Source organism: Micromonospora sp. C41 (assembly GCF_018070485.1).
Taxonomy (GTDB): domain Bacteria; phylum Actinomycetota; class Actinomycetes; order Mycobacteriales; family Micromonosporaceae; genus Micromonospora; species Micromonospora chalcea.
The window spans coordinates 1-17,547 of record NZ_JAGPXP010000023.1 but is presented as its reverse complement, the minus strand read 5'-3'; the positions used below and the strand labels follow the sequence as shown (position 1 = coordinate 17,547).

14 protein-coding genes are annotated in these 17,547 nt (G+C 74.7%); 6 read left to right on the top strand and 8 right to left on the bottom strand.

Annotation, left to right across the window (positions count from 1 at the left end; translation table 11 throughout):
* Positions 1–3: 3 nt before the first annotated feature.
* The 4 genes from KBX43_RS22570 (at position 4) to rocD (ending at position 4,739) form a co-directional block, all read left to right on the top strand.
* Positions 4–1,443, top strand: coding sequence for an RICIN domain-containing protein (locus tag KBX43_RS22570; protein WP_069087402.1), 1,440 nt, complete (start codon positions 4–6; stop codon positions 1,441–1,443).
* A 113-nt stretch (positions 1,444–1,556) separates the two neighbouring features.
* Complete coding sequence (locus KBX43_RS22565) at positions 1,557–2,420, top strand: DUF4190 domain-containing protein (protein WP_064447861.1); 864 nt, start codon at positions 1,557–1,559, stop codon at positions 2,418–2,420.
* Between the two features lie 289 nt (positions 2,421–2,709).
* A complete protein-coding gene (gene ddaH / locus KBX43_RS22560; RefSeq protein ID WP_181373781.1) occupies positions 2,710–3,525 on the top strand; it encodes a dimethylargininase in 816 nt (271 codons plus the stop codon).
* Positions 3,525–4,739, top strand: coding sequence for an ornithine--oxo-acid transaminase (gene rocD / locus KBX43_RS22555; protein WP_176722746.1), 1,215 nt, complete (start codon positions 3,525–3,527; stop codon positions 4,737–4,739). The genes ddaH and rocD overlap by 1 nt, the downstream gene beginning before the upstream one ends.
* 56 nt (positions 4,740–4,795) lie before the next feature.
* Here rocD and KBX43_RS22550 read toward each other — a convergent pair whose 3' ends face one another.
* Both KBX43_RS22550 and KBX43_RS22545 read right to left on the bottom strand, forming a co-directional pair.
* Positions 4,796–5,944: an FHA domain-containing protein gene (locus KBX43_RS22550; protein WP_064447934.1), complete on the bottom strand. Its 1,149-nt coding sequence runs from the start codon at positions 5,942–5,944 to the stop codon at positions 4,796–4,798.
* A gap of 120 nt (positions 5,945–6,064) precedes the next feature.
* Positions 6,065–7,117, bottom strand: coding sequence for an acyl-CoA desaturase (locus KBX43_RS22545; protein ID WP_064447862.1), 1,053 nt, complete (start codon positions 7,115–7,117; stop codon positions 6,065–6,067).
* Between the two features lie 287 nt (positions 7,118–7,404).
* Between KBX43_RS22545 and KBX43_RS22540 the strand changes: the two genes are divergently transcribed.
* Positions 7,405–8,184 carry an SDR family NAD(P)-dependent oxidoreductase gene (locus tag KBX43_RS22540; RefSeq protein WP_210887038.1) on the top strand — a complete coding sequence of 260 codons (780 nt, stop codon included), beginning with the start codon at positions 7,405–7,407 and terminating at the stop codon, positions 8,182–8,184.
* 59 nt (positions 8,185–8,243) lie between these two features.
* Here the strand turns inward: KBX43_RS22540 and KBX43_RS22535 are convergent, their stop codons facing one another.
* The 4 genes from KBX43_RS22535 to KBX43_RS22520 are packed head-to-tail and all read right to left on the bottom strand — an operon-like array spanning position 8,244 to position 13,927.
* Positions 8,244–11,648, bottom strand: coding sequence for an SCO7613 C-terminal domain-containing membrane protein (locus KBX43_RS22535; protein WP_210887035.1), 3,405 nt, complete (start codon positions 11,646–11,648; stop codon positions 8,244–8,246).
* Between the two features lie 47 nt (positions 11,649–11,695).
* A complete protein-coding gene (cutA, locus tag KBX43_RS22530) occupies positions 11,696–12,016 on the bottom strand; it encodes a divalent-cation tolerance protein CutA (RefSeq protein ID WP_030503202.1) in 321 nt (106 codons plus the stop codon).
* A 55-nt stretch (positions 12,017–12,071) separates the two neighbouring features.
* Positions 12,072–13,094, bottom strand: a complete 1,023-nt coding sequence (locus KBX43_RS22525) for a 1-acyl-sn-glycerol-3-phosphate acyltransferase (protein WP_064447864.1) — start codon at positions 13,092–13,094, stop codon at positions 12,072–12,074.
* On the bottom strand, positions 13,094–13,927 hold the full coding sequence (locus tag KBX43_RS22520) for a patatin-like phospholipase family protein (RefSeq protein ID WP_043328558.1): 834 nt from the start codon (positions 13,925–13,927) through the stop codon (positions 13,094–13,096). The genes KBX43_RS22525 and KBX43_RS22520 overlap by 1 nt, the downstream gene beginning before the upstream one ends.
* A 178-nt stretch (positions 13,928–14,105) precedes the next feature.
* On the opposite strand from KBX43_RS22520, the gene KBX43_RS22515 reads away from it, so the two are divergent.
* Positions 14,106–15,584: a serine/threonine-protein kinase gene (locus KBX43_RS22515; RefSeq protein ID WP_113974705.1), complete on the top strand. Its 1,479-nt coding sequence runs from the start codon at positions 14,106–14,108 to the stop codon at positions 15,582–15,584.
* Between the two features lie 4 nt (positions 15,585–15,588).
* On the opposite strand, the gene KBX43_RS22510 is transcribed toward KBX43_RS22515, so the two are convergent.
* Together KBX43_RS22510 and KBX43_RS22505 are read right to left on the bottom strand one after the other, a co-directional pair.
* Positions 15,589–16,650 (bottom strand): glycosyltransferase family 4 protein, encoded by a 1,062-nt coding sequence (locus KBX43_RS22510; protein ID WP_187694160.1) that lies wholly within the window; start codon positions 16,648–16,650, stop codon positions 15,589–15,591.
* A 139-nt stretch (positions 16,651–16,789) separates the two neighbouring features.
* Positions 16,790–17,461 (bottom strand): BON domain-containing protein, encoded by a 672-nt coding sequence (locus KBX43_RS22505; protein ID WP_210887031.1) that lies wholly within the window; start codon positions 17,459–17,461, stop codon positions 16,790–16,792.
* Positions 17,462–17,547: the final 86 nt, after the last annotated feature.

The window sequence follows — 17,547 nt, the reverse complement described above, 5'->3', positions numbered from 1 at the left end:
GCCGTGCGAGGGACGACACGGTACGGCGCGGTCGTGGTGGCGCTCGCGGTGGCGCTCGCGGCGGCGGTGCTGGGACCGGCGGCGGGCGCGCTGGCGGCGCCGGTGACAGTCACCAACGGCACCCAGTTCACCGACACGAGCGGCGCCGTGGTGCACGCCCACGGCGGCGGCGTGCTCAAGGTCGGCGACTACTACTACTGGTTCGGCGAGAACCGCAACCCGGACAACACGTTCCGGGCGGTCTCCGTCTACCGCTCGACGGACCTGCGCACCTGGGAGTTCCGCAACAACGTGCTCACCCAGTCGTCGGCGGCCGAGCTGCGGGTCGCCAACATCGAACGGCCGAAGGTCATCTACAACGCCGCCACCGGCCGGTTCGTGATGTGGATGCACAAGGAGAACGGGTCCGACTACAACGAGGCCCGGGCGGCTGTCGCCTCCTCGGCCACTGTGGACGGCAACTACACCTATCACGGCAGCTTCCGGCCGCTCGGGCAGCACATGTCCCGGGACATCACGCTCTACAACGACAACGGCACCGCGTACATGATCTCGGCCGCCGACGACAACTACGACCTGAACATCTACCGGCTCACGTCGGACTACCTCAACGTGGCCACCCTGGTGGGCAACTTCTGGGACGGCGCGCACCGCGAGGCGCCGGCGATGTTCAAGCGGGGCAGCACCTACTTCCTGCTGACGTCGGGGGCGACGGGGTGGAGCCCGAACCAGGCTCGGTACGCCACCGCGCCGAGCATCTCGGGACCGTGGAGCGGCTGGACCGACGTGGGCAACGGCACCACGTTCAACTCGCAGCCGGCGTTCGTGCTGCCGATCCAGGGCACGTCCGGCACCAGCTACCTCTATCTGGGTGACAGGTGGGCCGGAGCGTGGGGCGGCCCGGCCAACGACTCCCAGTACGTGTGGCTGCCGATCGCCTTCCCGACCGCCACCAGCATGAGCCTGACCTGGTACCCGTCGGTCACCATCGACGCGGCGGCGGGCACCGTCACCGGCAACTCGCCCGCGTACTACCGCGTCACCGCCCGGCACAGCGGCCGGGTGCTGGACGTGATCAACGGCTCCACGGCGAACAACGCCGAGGTCAAGCAGTGGAGCTGGAACGGCGGCGGGAACCAGAGGTGGGAGTTCCAGGACGCCGGCGGCGGATGGTTCCGCCTCGTCAACGCCGCGAGCGGCAAGTGTCTCGACGTCGCCAGCGCGAGCACCGCCGACGGCGCCAACATCATCCAGTACACCTGCGGCAGCGGCGCCAACCAGCAGTGGCAGTGGGCCGCGCGCGACGGCTGGTTCCAGTTGCGGGCCCGGCACAGCGGCAAGTGTCTGGACGTCGTCAACGCCGGCACCGGAGACGGCGCGGACGTCCAGCAGTACACCTGCGGTTCGGGCACCAACCAGCAGTGGTCACGCACGGTGGCGTGACCGGACGGCACGCCTGAGCGTGCGGAGCGAGCCCAGGGGTGTCGATTTCGGCACCCCTGGGTACTTCCTGCATGTCATGCGCGGCCTCCGCGCCTGGATCAGGAGGTGCCACAGTGAAGATCCTGTCCCGCCGGAACGCTCCGGCGACCAGTACCGATACCAACGGCGACGGTGTCGTCGACGAACGCGACCGGACCGCCGAGCAGCCGGCCGACCGGCCGGTGGTCACCGACCGCGACGAGGAGCGGACCACGTACCGCAGCGCCGCCACCGCCACCGACGACGAGCGCGCCCGGGACGCGGCGACCGACCGGGACGCACGCGACCTCGACGCCACCACCGACGGCCGGACGGCGACCACGACGACCGGCCGCCGGACCGTGGCGGCCGACGACGAGCGGGAGGCGGAGGCACGGCGGCGGGCCGCGGACCGGGGCGCGGCGGCGCGTGCGGTCACCGGCCGCCGGGTCGACGCCGACACGCGGACCGTTCCGGTGACCGACGCGCGGACCGCCGGCGCGGCGCCCGTCGCCGAGCGCACCACCGACCTGGACCGCGACGGCCGCGCCGACCTCGACCGGGACGGCCGCCCCGACGGTACGGACACCGACGGCGACGGTCGGGTGGACCGGCCGGAGCCGTACACCACGAAGCGTCCCCGGGCCAGCCTGCTCGCCACGCTCGGCCTGATCGTCTCGGTGGTCGGGGCGCTGTTCGTGCTCTCCGGCACGCTCGCCGGGTACGGCATCGGCGTCGGCGCGGCCGGCGCGGTGCTGGCGGTGCTGGGCCTGATCGCGACCCGTCGCCGGCACGTGGCGGGCAAGACCGACGCGCTGATCGGCATCGCCGTCGGCCTGGCCGCGGTGGTGCTCGGCATCGTGGCGATGACCGGCCAGTTCGACTGGCCGACCACCGACGGCGACTGGGTGGGCCGCTTCCGCGAGTGGCTCGACTCACAGTTTGCCAACTGGTTCTGACGGGCACTGTCCCGATCGCCGACGCAGGGCGGCGGCAGCCTGATCAGCTCCGGTGGTTCACCGGCCGGGCAACACCTCTTTCGGGGGCGGCGGTTCGCCGCCCCCGAAGTGTGTCCGGCGTCGACGCAACGATCGTTCGCCGCCCACTGGCTCAACGCAACGATTCGCTGCTCAACGCAACTTCTCGCGGTGGATGTCGTCTACCCGGGCCGCATAACGTTGGACCACGGCGCCAGCCCGTGGGCCGACGGTGGCCGGGCGCGCCCGACCCTGGGAGCACGACATGACGATGGACGCCATCCGCCAGCGCTTTCTGATGTGCCGGCCGACGTACTTCGCCGTCGACTACGCGATCAACCCGTGGATGGACCCGACCGCCCCGGTCGACGCCGACCTGGCGATCCGGCAGTGGGAGCAGCTTCGGCGCACGTACCTCGACCTGGGCCACGAGGTCGACCTGATCGAGCCGGTCGCCGGCCTGCCGGACATGGTCTTCGCCGCGAACGGCGGCACCGTGATCGACGGCAAGGCCATGGCGGTGCAGTTCCGCGACCCGCAGCGCGCCGACGAGGCGCCCGCGTACCGAGCCTGGTTCGAGGCCGCCGGCTTCGAGATGTACGACCCGAAGCACGTCAACGAGGGCGAGGGCGACATCCTGCTGGCCGGTGACCACCTGCTCGCCGGCACCGGGTTCCGCACCGCGCACGCCTCGCACGCGCAGCTCCAGGAGGTCTTCGGCTACCCGGTGGTCACCATGCAGCTGGTGGATCCCCGCTTCTACCACCTGGACACCGCGCTCACCGTGCTCGACGAGCGCACCGTGGCGTACCTGCCGGAGGCGTTCTCCCCCGGCAGCCGGGCGGTGCTGCGCCGGCTGTTCCCGGACGCGATCCACGCCACCATGGCCGACGCCGAGGTGCTGGGCCTGAACGCGGTCAGCGACGGCCGGCACGTGGTGCTGCCCGCGCAGGCCACCGACCTGGCCGCGAAGCTGCGCGACCGGGGCTACGAGACCATCGGGATCGACCTGTCCGAGCTGCGCAAGGCCGGCGGCGGACCGAAGTGCTGCACGTTGCGACTCCGTCAGGGAAAGGCGAGCAAGTGATCATCGACGACATGCTGCGGACTCCGTCCGCGGTCCGGGACGCGGAGCGTCACACGGCGCACAACTACCACCCGCTGCCCGTGGTGATCTCGTCGGCCGAGGGCGCCTGGCTGACCGACGTGGACGGCCGCCGCTACCTGGACTGCCTGGCGGGATACTCGGCGCTGAACTTCGGCCACCGGCACCCGAAGCTGATCGAGGCCGCGCACGCGCAGCTCGACCGGCTCACGCTGACCAGCCGCGCGTTCATCCACGACCAGTTCGCCGACTTCTGCCGCGAGCTGGCCGCGCTCTGCGGCAAGGACCTGGTGCTGCCGATGAACACCGGCGCCGAGGCGGTGGAGACCGGCATCAAGGTGGCCCGCAAGTGGGGCTACCAGGTCAAGGGCGTCACGCCGGGCCAGGCCAACATCGTGGTGGCGGAGGGCAACTTCCACGGCCGTACGACCACCATCGTCAGCTTCTCCACCGACTCCGACGCGCGCGCCGACTTCGGGCCGTACACCCCGGGTTTCACCGTGGTCCCCTACGGCGACCTGGCCGCGCTGACCGAGGCGATCGACGAGAACACGGTGGCCGTGCTGCTGGAGCCGATCCAGGGTGAGCAGGGCGTCGTGGTGCCGCCGGAGGGTTACCTGCCGGGTGTGCGCCGGGTCTGCACCGAGCGCAACGTGCTGTTCGTCGCCGACGAGATCCAGTCGGGCCTGGGGCGTACCGGCGCGACGTTCGCCTGCGAGCACGAGGGCGTCGAGCCGGACATGTACCTGCTCGGCAAGGCGCTCGGCGGCGGCATCGTGCCGGTGTCGGCGGTGGCCGCGAACCGCGACGTGCTGGGCGTGCTCCAGCCGGGCCAGCACGGCTCGACGTTCGGCGGCAACCCGCTTGCCTGCGCGGTCGCGACCGAGGTGGTCCGGCTGCTGGCGACCGGCGAGTTCCAGCGCCGCTCGGCCGAGCTGGGCGAGCGGCTGCACGCCGGCCTGCGCGGCCTGATCGGCAAGGGCCTGGTGGCGGTACGCGGTCGCGGCCTGTGGGCCGGACTGGACATCGACCCGGCGCTGATGACCGGCCGGCAGGCGTGCGAGCTGCTGATGGAGCGGGGTGTGCTCGCCAAGGACACGCACGGTTCGACCATCCGGCTCGCCCCGCCGCTGGTGATCACCGAAGAGGAGATCGACCACGCGGTGGCGCAGCTCGCCGCCGTGCTGGCCGGCTGAGGCCGTACGCGAGAAGGCGCCGGGACCGCGACGGTCCCGGCGCCTTCGCGTGCGGGTCACTGACGTGGCAGCCGCATCGCCATCGTCGGCGCCTCGGCCATCACCGAGTTCGGGGTGTACGTGGCGTCGCTGCTCATCTTGGCGGCGCGGCCCACCTGCACGCCCGGGTACAGCTCGATCAGGTCCCCCTCGGCGAGCACCCGGGACTGCTGCGGCGCCAGCGCGATCCGCTCGTTCTCCGCCATCGAGCCACCCGGGCGTACGCCGGAGCCGTTGGTGCTGGTGTCGGTGACCACCACCTCGCCCACGCGCAGCTCCAGCCGGATGTGGCTGCGGCTGATCCAGCGCCGGGCCTCGTCGTTGAGCCACTGGCCCAGCGTCACCGCGCCCGGCCCCTCCGGCGCCCGGCCGACCTGCACCGGCTCGGTCTCGGTGAGCGCGAACCGCTTGCGCACCAGCCCGCCGATGCGCACCGCGAGCACCTCGGTACGCGGGCGCGGACCGGCGTCGGAGAGCCGCGCGCCGTGCCGGGGGCAGGTCGGGGCGCCGGTGCGCAGCGTGGGCGGCGGCTGCTCGGCCGGCGCCCGGTCCACGGCGGCCAGGTCGGCGAACGCGCCGCCGCCCCCGCCGCCGCCGAACAGCGCGCAGCCCGGTTCGGGGCAGCGCCACTGCCGGGAGAGCAACTTGACGCCGGCCGGTGAGCGGCTGCCGGTGGCCGGGTCCTGGCCGCCGCCGACGTGCGCGATGAACACCGGCCCACCGGCGCCGGGCACCGGGGCGAGCACGCGCCCGGCCTGCCCGAGCCACGGGTACCGGCCCACCAGCCCGTCCAGCCGGGCCCGGGTGAGCACCGGCAGGCCGAGCAGGTCGGCCACCTCCAGCATCCGGTCACCGGGCTGGTCGAGCACCTCCACCAGGCCGTCGTCGGCCCAGCGGCGGACCACCATCCGCTCGTTGGAGGTCAGGTCGGCGTCGGACAGCAGCGCCCGGTGCACGATCGCGTAGACCGGGACGCTGTCCTCACCGATCTGCCGGGACAGCGCGTCGATGACCATGCCGAGGCGCAGCAGGCTGGCCGGCCGACCGCCGTCCAGGTTCTGCCAGCGGATGACCTCGGCCAGGTCGACCACGGCCCGGGCCAGCGACGGATCGGTGCAGACCCGTCCCTCGATGGCGTCGAGCACCTTGCTGATCTCGAATCTCATGCCGCAGCTCCGCACGATGTCGTCCCGTGACGCGGCCGGGGTGGTACGCCCCGCCGTGCCGCGCGCCACCACCGTGGCGCGCCCTCCACCAAGCGACGACCCTACCGGCAGCCGGCCGGGTCAGCCCGCGCGCAGCGGGCGGCCCACGTCGTGCAGGTGCGCCAGCGCCTGCCGGTACGACTCGATCAGCCCGGTCTCCGCGTACGGGACGCCCTGCTCCGCGCAGTACGCCATCACCAGCGGCCGGGCCCGGCGCAGGTTGGCGCGGGGCATGTTCGGGAACAGGTGGTGCTCGATCTGGTAGTTGAGCCCGCCCAGCGCCAGGTCGACGAGCCGGCCACCGCGTACGTTGCGCGAGGTGAGCACCTGCTTACGCAGGTAGTCGAGGCCGTCCTCGTCGGTCGGCATCGGCATGCCCTTGTGGTTCGGGGCGAACGAGCAGCCCATGTAGAGGCCCCACAGCCCCTGGTGCACGGCCGCGAACACCAGCGCCTTGGCCGGGGACATGACCGCGAACAGCAGACCGAGGTAGCCGGCGGCGTGGGCGGCGAGCAGCAGCGCCTCCACCGCGCGGTGCCGCATCGGCACCCGCCACCGCCCGTCCGGTTCGCGGTCGACGAGCGCCCGCACGCTCGCCACGTGCAGCGCCAGTCCTTCCAGCAGCAGCAGCGGGAAGAACAGCCACGCTTGGCGGCGGGCCATCCACCGGCCCAGGCCGCGCGTGGCGCTCGCCTGCTCGTACGTCCACACCAGCGCGCCCGCGCCGACGTCCGGGTCCTCGTCGGTGTGGTTCGGGTTGGCGTGGTGGCGGTTGTGCTTGTCGACCCACCAGCCGTAGCTGAGCCCGACGGCGAGGTTGCCGGCGACCAGCCCGGCCGCCTCGCTGGGCCCGCGCCGCCGGAACATCTGCCGGTGCCCGGCGTCGTGGCCGAGGAACGCCACCTGCGTGGTGGCCACCGCCATCACCACTGCAAGCGGCACCTGCCACCACGAGTCACCGACGAGCGCCACCAGGGCCCAGCCGGCCAGGAACGCGCCGAGCGTGAGCGCGATCCGCAGCGCGTACCGGCCGGGCCGCCGCTCGAACAGTCCCGCCTCGGCGATGCGGCGGGACAGCCGCGCGTAGTCGCTGCCCCGCCGTGCCGCGGGTTCCGTCGACGTGGAAGAAGTCATGTCGCCCCCCGATGCGCGAGCCACGCTCTCGTACGCGACTCTCCGTCACCGATTCTGGCGACGATCGTCGCCGTGGGTAATCCCGCAGACCCCCGGCTCGAAGGTGGTGCTGTCCCTACCCCGCCGGGCCGGACCCGGGCAAACGATCTTCGTCACACCGCAGCAAGCCCACGCATCGGTGGGCGCACCCCCTCTGACCAGCTAATATGTACGTAAAGATGAGTACAGTTCATCCGAACGGTCAGCCGTGCCGGACGCACGGTCATCGACAGACGGGAGACATCACGGTGCGTGGATTGACAGACAAGGTGGTGCTCGTGACGGGCGGCGGCTTCAGCCCCGACCAGGTCGGCTCCGGACTCGGCATGTCCATGTGCGTCGAGCTGGCCGCCGAAGGCGCGAAGGTCGTCGTCTCCGATCTCTCCCTGGAACGCGCCGAGGCGACTGTCACCCGCGTCAAGGAGGCCGGCGGCGACGCGGTGGCGGTGGCGGTCGACGTCACCGACGAGGAGTCGGTACGCGCCATGGTGAGCGCCGCCCTCGACGCGTACGGGCGCATCGACGTGCTGGTGAACAACGCCGGCGTGTTCGGCGCGTACGTGCCGCTGCTGGAGATCGAGAACAAGCAGTGGGACCGCGTCATGGAGGTCGACCTGAAGGGCGTCTTCCTCGCCACAAAGGCCACGTTGCCGCACATGCTGGAGCGCGGCAAGGGTGTCGTGATCAACGTGTCGTCGGCGTCCGGCCTGGTCGCCAGCGAGGTCGGCGCGGAGTACACCACCGCCAAGCACGGCGTCATCGGGCTCACCAAGCAGATCGCCTACGACTACGGCCACCAGGGCATCCGCGCTGTGGGCATCGGCCCCGGCGTGATCAAGACCGCCGCCTTCGAGGGCGCGGAGATCACCAGCGACTTCCCGTTCTACGACCTGACCATGCAGGCGCCCGCCGGCCGGTACGGCGAACCGCACGAGATCGCCCGCGCGGTCTGCTTCCTCGCCAGCGACGACGCGTCGTTCATCCACGGCCACACCATCCCGGTCGACGGCGGCTCGCCGATCAGGTGAGGCGCACCGGCGCAGCGAAGCCCTCTCACCACAGTCGGTGAGAGGGCTCGCCGCTCGGGTCAGCCGAGCCGGGCCACGGCCTCGCGCAGCCGGACCAGATCACGCCGGCGCCGCTCGTAGGTGGCGGCCAGCCCGATCAGCAGCAGCCCGCCCACGCCCAGGAAGAGCCAGCGGGGCAGCAGGTCCCAGCCCCGGGCCAGCTCGTGCAGCGCCAGCGGCACCAGCGTGGCCGAGCCCAGCACCACCGGCGCCTGCCAGCGCCGGGCCGCCCCGCCCAGCACCACCGCCACCGCCGCCGCGCCGAGCGCGAGCCGCCGCCACGGCTGCGGCTCACCGGAGACGAGCACCGACACGAGGCTCGGCAGGAACGCCGCGCCGAGCGCCGGACCGAGCGTCAGCCAGCTGGTCAGCCCGGGCCGGCGTCGCAGCGCCAGCAGCCCGGCGCCCAGGGCGAGCGCCGCCGCCGGCAGGGTGTACGCCTCCAGCACGACCACCCCGCGCGCGGCCAGCACCAGCCACCCACCGACCAGTTCGCTGCCGGCGGCCACCGCGGCCAGCACGCGACGCCCGCCCGGCGACTCGCTCCGGCGCAGCACCCGGACCGCGACGGCCACGCCCCACAGCACGCAGACCGCCGCCGCGTGCCGCAACGAGCCGCCGGTGAGCAGCAGCGCGAGCAGCGCCACCGCCTGCGCCGCCGCCTCCAGCGCCCACGTGCCGGCCCGCCCGACGCCGCCCGGACCGCCGGACCGGACCACGCGCAGCAGCGGCGCCGCGTGCAGCGTCACGGCCGCGACGGCCAGGACCGCGAACGCCCCGGTACGCAGCGACTGCCCGGCCGTCAGCGACGCGACGAGGGCGAACCCGGTGGCCGCCGCGACGGCGCCCAGCCACCCCACGATCCGGACCACCGCCGGCCGTCCGGCCACCCCGGTCACCGCCCCGGCCACCACCAGCACACCGAGCGCGGCGAGCGTCCCGGCCCGGGTGGCGAGCAGACCACCGAACCCGGGTACGGCCAGCACCACGGCCAGCGGCACGAGCACCGCCCGGTACGCCCCGGTCAGCGCGGCGGTCAGCAACGCGGCCAGCCCGATCCCGAACGCCGTCGCCGGCACCACCGGCCAGGGCGCGCCGGCCGCCTCGGCCAGCACCGGCAGCGCCACCGCGCCGAACGGCGCCCCGGCGACCCACCACGCGACGCGGCGACCCGTCGCGGCGTACGCCCCGGCGGCGACGCCCAGGAACAGCAGCACCAGCCCGGCGCGGGCGGTCCCGGCGGAAGCCGCCGCGGCGGCGGGCACCCCGGACCCGGGCCGCACCGGCAGGCCCGCGAACACCAGCAGCACGGTCCGCGCCGTGGCCAGCAACGCCACCACGGCCAGCGCGGCACCCACCGCGCGCGGGGCGGCCACCGGCCGGGAGCCACCCCCGGCGGCGAGCGCCAGCAGGACCCCCGCCGCCGCGTAGAGCGCCATCGGTTCCCCGCCCGGCGCGACGAGCGGCACCAGGCCGGTCCCGGCGAGCGCCACGGCGAGCCCGGTCGAGGCGTACCCGCTCAGGTCGGTCCACAGGCGACGGACGGCGAGGACGACGACCACCGGCACCACGACGGCGGCGGCCGCACCCCGCAGTTGCCACCACGGCGGCGCGCCGAGGCCGAACAGCGCGACGGCCACCGCCGCCGGTACGGCGACCAGCGCCACCGCGAGCGCGACGCCGCCGACAACCGGCTGCGCGCCCAGCCCGCGCCGGCCCAGCCCGGCCACCGTCACGCCGAGCAGCGCCGTCACGGCGAGCACCGCCACCGCCCCGCCGGGCGCGGCGACGCCGACCAGCAGCGCGTGCCCGAACAGCACCGCGGCGGCCGACGCGGCGACCGGGACGACCACCCGGCCCGGGCGCGGCCGGGCCACCGCCGCCAGCAGCAGCGCGGCGGCCGCCCCGAGGTCCACCACCAGCACCAGCGGCCACGGCACGGCCGTCACGGCCGGCGCGGCGAGCGCGACCAGCCCGGCGGCGATCACACCGACCAGCGGCCGGCCCGCCCGGGGCGTCAGCAGCGCGACCGCGCCGGCGGTCAGCAGCAGGGCCGCCGGGAGCTGCCAGCCCCAGGACGGGACCGGCACGTCCCGCCCGCCCTGCCAGGCCGGGAACGAGGCGCTCGCGGTCGCCGCGCCGACCACGCCGGTGAGCACGACAGTGACCTGGCCCAGCGCGGCGGCCACCGCGAGCACGCCCACGAGCGGACCGGTCCGCACCGGCGCGGGCAGCGCCCGGACCGCACCGGCGAGCGCCGCCACCACGAGGCCGGCGGCGATCAGCAGCAGCCCGGAACGCAGCTCGGCGACCGGCCGGATCAACGCGCCCGCGAGCACCGGCGCCAGCAGTCCGGTGGTGGTCGCGCGCCAGAACCGGCCGCCGGCCGCGACCGCGCCGGCGACCGCTGCCAGCGCCACCAGCAGCAGCGGGCCACCGGCCAGCAGCGGCGTGCCCGCCGCGTGGCCGACCGCCAGCGGCACCAGCGCGCAGCCGGCCGCCAGGACCAGCGCCACGCCGTGCCCGGTCCAGCCCAGCACCAGCCCGGCCGCCGACGCGGCGCTGTCGCCGGAGGTACGGCGGCGCAGCGCCACCACCACCGCGAGGTCGCCGAGCGCCACGGCGGTCAGCACCAGCGCCCAGCCGGCGGCGGTGGGCCGGAACGCGGCCACGGCCAGGGGCAGCACCGGCTGCGCCAGCAGCCACGCCGCGAACCAGGGTGCGGTGAGCCGGCTCACCAGCGCGTATCCGGCCGCCACCGCGGTACTGACGGCAGCGACCAGCGCCGCGTACCGGCTGCCGGGCAGGCCGGTCACCCCGAACAGGTCCACCGACCAGGCGGCGTACCCGTCCAGGACCACCAGCAGCAACGCCACCGAGGCGAGCGTCTCGGCGGTGCCGCGCAGCCCGCGCGCCCGGGCGACGAGCGGCGCGGCCAGAGCAAGCGCGGTGACCGCCAGCAGGACCAGCGCCCGGCCGGTCACCCCGAACGTGGCCCAGGCGACAGCGGTGAACACCACGGCGGCGGTGCCGAGCAGCAGTCCACCCAGGACGAACAGCAGCCCCTGCACCGCCCGGGTGGAGGTTTCCGCGCCGCCGGGGCGTACCGGGGCGGGGGCCTGCGGGATTTGACGCGGCGGCGGCGCCGGGAGCGGCGCGGGACCGGCGGCGCCCGGCACGGGGATCTCCTGACGGATCCGGGCGGCCAGCGCCGACCGCCGCTGCCGGGCCGTGGACAGGCGGCCGGACAGATCGTGGTACGCGAGCCGGGCCGCCTCGACGCGCGGCGCCAGCTCGGTGATCTCCCGGTCCAGCCGGATCACCTCGGCGGCGGGCGGGTAGGGCGGACGGCCGCAGCCGCGGCATCCGGCGACGAGGTCGGCCGGGGCGCCGCAACCGGGGCAGGGGTAGCCGGTGTTCTCCACCCGGCCAGCTTCGCGGGCGGCGGGGCGGGCGGACAGAGTAGGAGTACCTAGGGCCGGGTCTGCTCGCGCACCCAGGCGGTGTAACCGGGGTTGCCGCTGTCCTCCCGGCTGACCAGGATCTCCGGCACCTCGTACGGGTGGTTGGCGCGGAGCTGGTCGACCAGCGCGTCCACCCGGTCCGGCGCGGTCTTGAACCGCACCTGCCACTCGGCGGTGGTCTGGATCGCCGACTGCCACCAGTAGGTGCTGTCCACCGGGCCGCCGACCTGGGCGCACGCCGCCAGCCGGCCGGCGACCGCCGCGGCCGCCAGCACGTCCGCGACCCCGCGGGCGTCCACCACAGTCGTCACCACGCAGATCTGCTCCACCAGCGCACCTTACGCGGCGCGCGGCCGGCGCGCCGAACAGGCGCGGGGAATCGGATCAGGCGTCGACGGTGCCGTTGCGGTTGTCCGCGATCCACCTGTCGATGCGGGCCCACCAGTCGAACAGCCAGTCGATGCGTTCCTGCTCGCCGGCCGGGATCTCCTCCGGCGGCACCGACCAGAACCGCATCACGATCCGCTTGTCCATCGGCAGTTCGCGCCACACGTCGGCGACGGTGAGCATCTGGTCCAGGCCGGTGTGCGCCACGAAGATCACTCCGGCGTCCGGCGCGGCGTCGAGCGCGGCGAGCAGCCCGCCGGGCTGCGGGGCGAGCACGTGCCGCATCCGCTCGGCGCGGCGCGCCATCCGCTCCAGCCCGAGCCCGCGGAGCCGGTCGATCGCGCGAAGCCGCCGGGACGGGGTGAAGTTGCCCCCCTCCGGGAAGATCACGAAGGCGTCGTCGTCGTCCAGGCCGGTGGCCAGGTGCCCGATCTGCCGCACCACCGAGTCGCGCCCGTCCGGCCCGGCCGCGATGAACCGGTTGGGCAGCCGGTTGAGCAGCACGTCGATGGCCGGATCCCACTGGAGCGTCTCCTTGAGCACGATCCGGGGTTCCCGGTTGAACCAGTTCACCAGCGCGTGGATCAGGATGAACGAGTCACCGGGCCCGGCGTGCCGGCAGACCACCAGCTCGGGGCGGCCGGGCAGGGCGGTGTCCGGGTCGGTGCCGACCACGTCGATGCTCAGCCGCAGCGTCCACCGGGCCTGCCAGAACATCACCCGCAGGAACCATCCGGCGAGCACGTAGTGGGCCCGCTGGAAGGCCGGCGCACGCTTGTAGACGCCGAAGCCGGAGGCCAGCCAGAGCAGGAAGAGGGCGAGCAGCGCGGCGGCGTCCCAGACCAGGTAGACGGTGCCGAACCAGAGCAGCCGCAGCGGGCGTAGCCGTCCCGGCACCAGCGGCGACGCGGCGAGCGCGAGCAGCGCCCAGGCCGGCAGCGTGGTCACCACGAAGAAGGCGAGCAGCACCACTCCGGGCGCGAGCACCAGCCGGCGGAGCCAGCGGGGCGGCAACGGCATCAGCGCTCCAGCGCGGTGTCCAGGTATCGGCGGGAGGCAGTGTACGCGCGACTGATCCGCCGGCCCACCGCCGCGGTGTCCCGGTACGCCCACGGGCTGTCGTCGCGCGGCTCCAGCCCGCCGGTGGGCAGCACGTGTACCTCGACGTCCTCGGGCAGCGCCGCCATCTCCCGCGCGAACCGGTGCCGGCGGGCGATCTCGAACGCCACCTGGGCGATCTCCCAGGGGCGGCGCGGCGGGCTCAGCTCACGCTCTATCCGGCCCACCTGGAGCACGAAGATCTGCTTCGCGCCGAGCAGCACCGCCTCGCCGACCGGGATCGAGTTGACCACGCCGCCGTCGATGTAGTGCTGGCCGTCGATCTGGGTCGGGGGCAGCAGCCCGGGCACCGAGGCGGAGGCGAGCACGGCCGGCACCAGCGGCCCGCTGTGGAACCAGTGCTCGGCGGCGCGCTCGATGTTCGCGGCGCAGCAGCGGAACGGCACGGCCAGGTCGGCGAAGGTGGTGTCCTCGCCCAGTGTGCTCTCCAGCAGGCGGTACAGCGGCCGGGGCGAGTGCAGGTGGGTACGGGCGGCGAACCGGCGCAGCTGGCGGGCGACCGAGTCGCCGTACACCTCGCTGGCCTCGGGCGACGCCCAGAGCCGGACCAGCCGGTCGGTGACCGCCTCGGTCGGGTCGGCGGCGACCAGGGCACCGTTGACCGCGCCGATCGAGGTGCCCAGCACCAGGTCGGGTTTGATCCGGGCGCGGAACAGGGCGCGCAGCATCCCCACCTCGACCGCGCCGAGCACTCCCCCGCCGCCGAGCACGAACGCCACCGGACCTGCTGCCATGACGTTCATCCTGGCACGCGGCCCACAGCCGGCCGGGCGGACCGTCCCCGCTGGTCCCGGCGGTGACCGGGAGCCATCACGGATGCGCGCCGCGCGATCGGCGCCGCGCGGACTGTTGACAGGTAAGACACATTCACGCAACCTGATAGCGCTCCCGAGCCCAGGCAGGTGCGAGCTGATGGCGACACTCCAGGCCGGCCGCCTGCTGGCCCGTCGGTACCGGCTCATCGACCGGATCGGCGCCGGTGGCATGTCGGTGATCTGGCGGGCCCGCGACGAGGTGCTCGACCGGGTGGTGGCGGTCAAGGTGCTCGCGCCCTCACTCGCCGCCGACGCCCGGTTCCGCGACATGGTGCGCGAGGAGGCCCGCTCGGCCGCCCAGCTCGACCATCCACATGTCACGGCCGTGCACGACTACGGCGAGACGGTGGCGCCGGACGGCTCGATCACCTCGTTCGTGGTGATGGAGCTGCTCGCCGGTGAGGAGCTGGAACACCGGCTCACCGAAGGGCCGCTGCCCTGGCCGGAGGCGGTGGAGACCGGCGCGCAGGTGGCCGAGGCGCTCGCCGCCGCGCACCGGCTCGGCATCGTGCACCGGGACGTGACCCCGGCCAACGTGATGATGACCGGCACCGGGGCGAAGGTGCTCGACTTCGGCATCGCCACCCGGGTCGGGACGCCGGACGACGACGAGGACGGCGGCACGTTCGGCACCCCCGCGTACGTGGCGCCGGAACGGCTGGACGGGGCGCCGGCCCAGCCGGCCACCGACGTCTACTCGCTCGGCGTGCTGCTGTTCGAGACGCTGACCGGGCACCCGCCGTACCCGGCGGAGACCTGGGAGGAGCTCAGCGCCGCGCTCGCGGAGAGCCCGGAGCCCAGCCTCGACGGCGTACCGGGGCTGCCGGGACCGGTCGCGGAGATCTGCCTGCGCTGCCTGGCCCGCGACCCGCGACAGCGGCCCACCGCGCACCGGGTGGCGGCCGTGCTGCGCGACCAGATGCTGCCCGCCGACCCGCAGGCCGCCACCATGCTGGCGCCCACCATGACGCTGCCCGCGCTGCCGCCGACGCCCACTCCTGCGCCTGCCCCGACGCCCGCTCCCCCGCCGCCCGGGCCGGCCGCGGACCCGGTCCCGCCGGGCAACCCGGCCGCCGCGCCGAGCCGGCGGCGCGTCCTCGCGCTCGCGGCGGCCGGCGTGGCGGTGGTCGCCGCCGCCGCGCTGCTCGTGCCCACGCTGACACCGGACCGGCCGGAGGACCCCCGGGTGCTGCCGACCGCCGGGCCGGTCCAGCCGCCGTCCACCGTCGCGCCCGCGCCGGAGCCGCCGGTCGTCACGGCGCCGGCCACACCGTCGAGCGCGCCCGCCACCGGCGGCAACCGTCCGCCCGCGACCGGCCAGCCCGACGCCGCCGAACGGGTCGACGGGCTGATCGAGGCCGGGCTGGCGGAGGGTCAGATCCGCGAGGACGTCGGGGTGGACCTGCGCAACCTGCTGCGCAACGCGGTCGCCGCGAGCGGTGAGGGCGAGGTGACCGCCGCCGTGGACCGGCTCCGCGACAAGATCGACGAACGCCGCCGCGAGGGCAGCATCACCCCTGGGTACGCGCGGCGGCTCGACGCGGCCGCCGCGGAACTCGTGGCCGGGCAGACCTGACCGGTCAGCCCGCGACCGCGGGCGCGACCGCCCGGGGTGCCCGTGTGCCCGCTCGCGCGGCCAGGAAGCCCCGGTAGACCGCCTCGTAGTCGGCGGCCATCCGCTCCACCGAGAAGTTCTCCGCGACATGCGCGACGCAGTCCGCCGGATCCAGGCCGGCTGCCGCCGACAACGCCGCCGGCAGCTCGTCGGCGTCGTCGCAGACGAACCCGGTGACCCCGGAGCGGACCAGCTCCGGCACCGCGCCCCGGCGCAGCGCCACCACCGGGGTGCCGGTCGCCATCGCCTCCACCATCACCATGCCGAACGGCTCCGCCCACTGGATCGGCATGATCAGGCAACGGGCCTCCAGCAGCAGCCGCCACGCGGCCTCGCGGTCGGCGTTCAGCACGAGCGTGACGTCGTCGCCCAGCAGCGGCCGTACCACCTGTTCCAGGTAGCGGCGCTCGGCCGGCTCGTTGCACTTGCCGGCCAGCGTGAGCGGCAGCCCGGCCGCCCGGCACGCCGCGATCGCCACGTCCGGGCCCTTGTCCGGGCTGAACCGGGCCAGCCAGAGCACCGGTCCCGTCCCGGGCGCCCGCTTGCGCGGGACGTCCCGCAGCGGCATCGCGTTGTGCACCGTGCCGGCCCAGGGCAGCCCCGGATTCGCCCGGCGCTGCGCGTGCGAGATCGCGACCAGGCCCACCCCCCGGTCGGTGTTGCCGAGCACGGTGCCGTACTCGCCCACCGGGTTGCCGTGCACGGTCGCGACAGTGGGCACCCGGCGGCGTCCGGCCACCAGCGGGCCGATCGTGCTGTGGTCGTGCACCAGATCGAAGTCCGCCGGGCCGATCAGGCGGTCGACGTGGGCCAGGTGCGCCAGCTCGGGCAGCGACTCGCCCATCCGCTCGTACTGCAGCTCGTCGCAGGTGGAGACGAAGTCGGCCGAGGTGCCGTGCCCGGTCCCCGCCCCGAACAGCGTCACCGCGTGCCCCCGCTCGACGAGCGCGTCGACCAGTCCCGCGACCAGCGTCTCCAGCCCGCCGTAGCCGGGCGGCGGCACCGACAGCCAGGGCGGCACCACCATCGCGATCCGCAGCGGCCCGGCCCGCCAGCGCTCCGAGGACTGCTGGTTCACGGCCACGAGTCCTCCCCGCTCGGTCCCCGGCGTACCCGCTGGGTCGCGGGTTCCCGGCCCGGCCCGCGGTAAACGACACGCCGTCGGCTCAGCCGGACACCACGATCCCGACGTGCACCTCACGTACGCCCGGCAGGGCCCACGCGGCCCGTTCCGCCTCCTCGCGCTGCCACCAGGCGCCCACGACGCCGTCGAGCACCACAGTGTCGCCGTCGACCCGGGCGTCGATGCGCTCGGTGCCGGTCCGCCGCAGCAGCAGGCGGCGCAGGTCGAGGCGCTGCTGCTCGTCGCTGGGCGGGGCCGGGGGCCGTACCTCGATCAGGTTCGTCACCCCGCGTACGCCGCGCAGCCGGCGCAGCTCACGCTCGGCGGTACGGCGCTGGAAGCCGAACTCGACCTCGCCCCGGAGCATGACCCAGCCGTCGGCGACCGTCACGTCCAGCCGTTCGGCCGGCACGAAGCTGTCCCACTCCAGCGCCCGGCCGGCCGCGATCGCGATGTCGGCGTCGGTACGCCGGTCCGTGGCGGTCAGGTCGACCTCCAGGTCGCTGGCGACCGCGCGCACCCCGCGTACCCGGTGGGCGCAGCGCTCGACGGCCCACCGCCGCGCGTAGCTGTCCACCCGCCCGGTGAGCGTGACGACGCCGTCGGCGACCGTCACGCCGACGTCGGTGGCCCGGGTCTGCGCGTCCCAGTCCAGTTCGGCGAGGACGTCGCGCTGGATCTGCTGGTCGGTACGCACAGTGGACGTGGTGGTCATGCCCCCAGCGTGGCCCGGTTGCGGGTGAGCCGGTCTCACCCGCACCGGGTGAGAAAGAGGACGGGCGGCGGGCGACGGAGCCAACC

Excerpts from the sequence above, each read along its gene's own strand:
- ddaH (WP_181373781.1), top strand. The coding sequence starts at position 2,710 with ATGGACGCCATCCGCCAGCGCTTTCTGATGTGCCGGCCGACGTACTTC.
- KBX43_RS22515 (WP_113974705.1), top strand. The coding sequence starts at position 14,106 with ATGGCGACACTCCAGGCCGGCCGCCTGCTGGCCCGTCGGTACCGGCTC.
- KBX43_RS22545 (WP_064447862.1), bottom strand. The coding sequence starts at position 7,117 with ATGACTTCTTCCACGTCGACGGAACCCGCGGCACGGCGGGGCAGCGAC.
- KBX43_RS22550 (WP_064447934.1), bottom strand. The coding sequence starts at position 5,944 with ATGAGATTCGAGATCAGCAAGGTGCTCGACGCCATCGAGGGACGGGTC.
- KBX43_RS22510 (WP_187694160.1), bottom strand. The coding sequence starts at position 16,650 with ATGGTGGTGCCGCCCTGGCTGTCGGTGCCGCCGCCCGGCTACGGCGGG.
- KBX43_RS22525 (WP_064447864.1), bottom strand. The coding sequence starts at position 13,094 with ATGCCGTTGCCGCCCCGCTGGCTCCGCCGGCTGGTGCTCGCGCCCGGA.
- KBX43_RS22520 (WP_043328558.1), bottom strand. The coding sequence starts at position 13,927 with ATGGCAGCAGGTCCGGTGGCGTTCGTGCTCGGCGGCGGGGGAGTGCTC.
- KBX43_RS22505 (WP_210887031.1), bottom strand. The coding sequence starts at position 17,461 with ATGACCACCACGTCCACTGTGCGTACCGACCAGCAGATCCAGCGCGAC.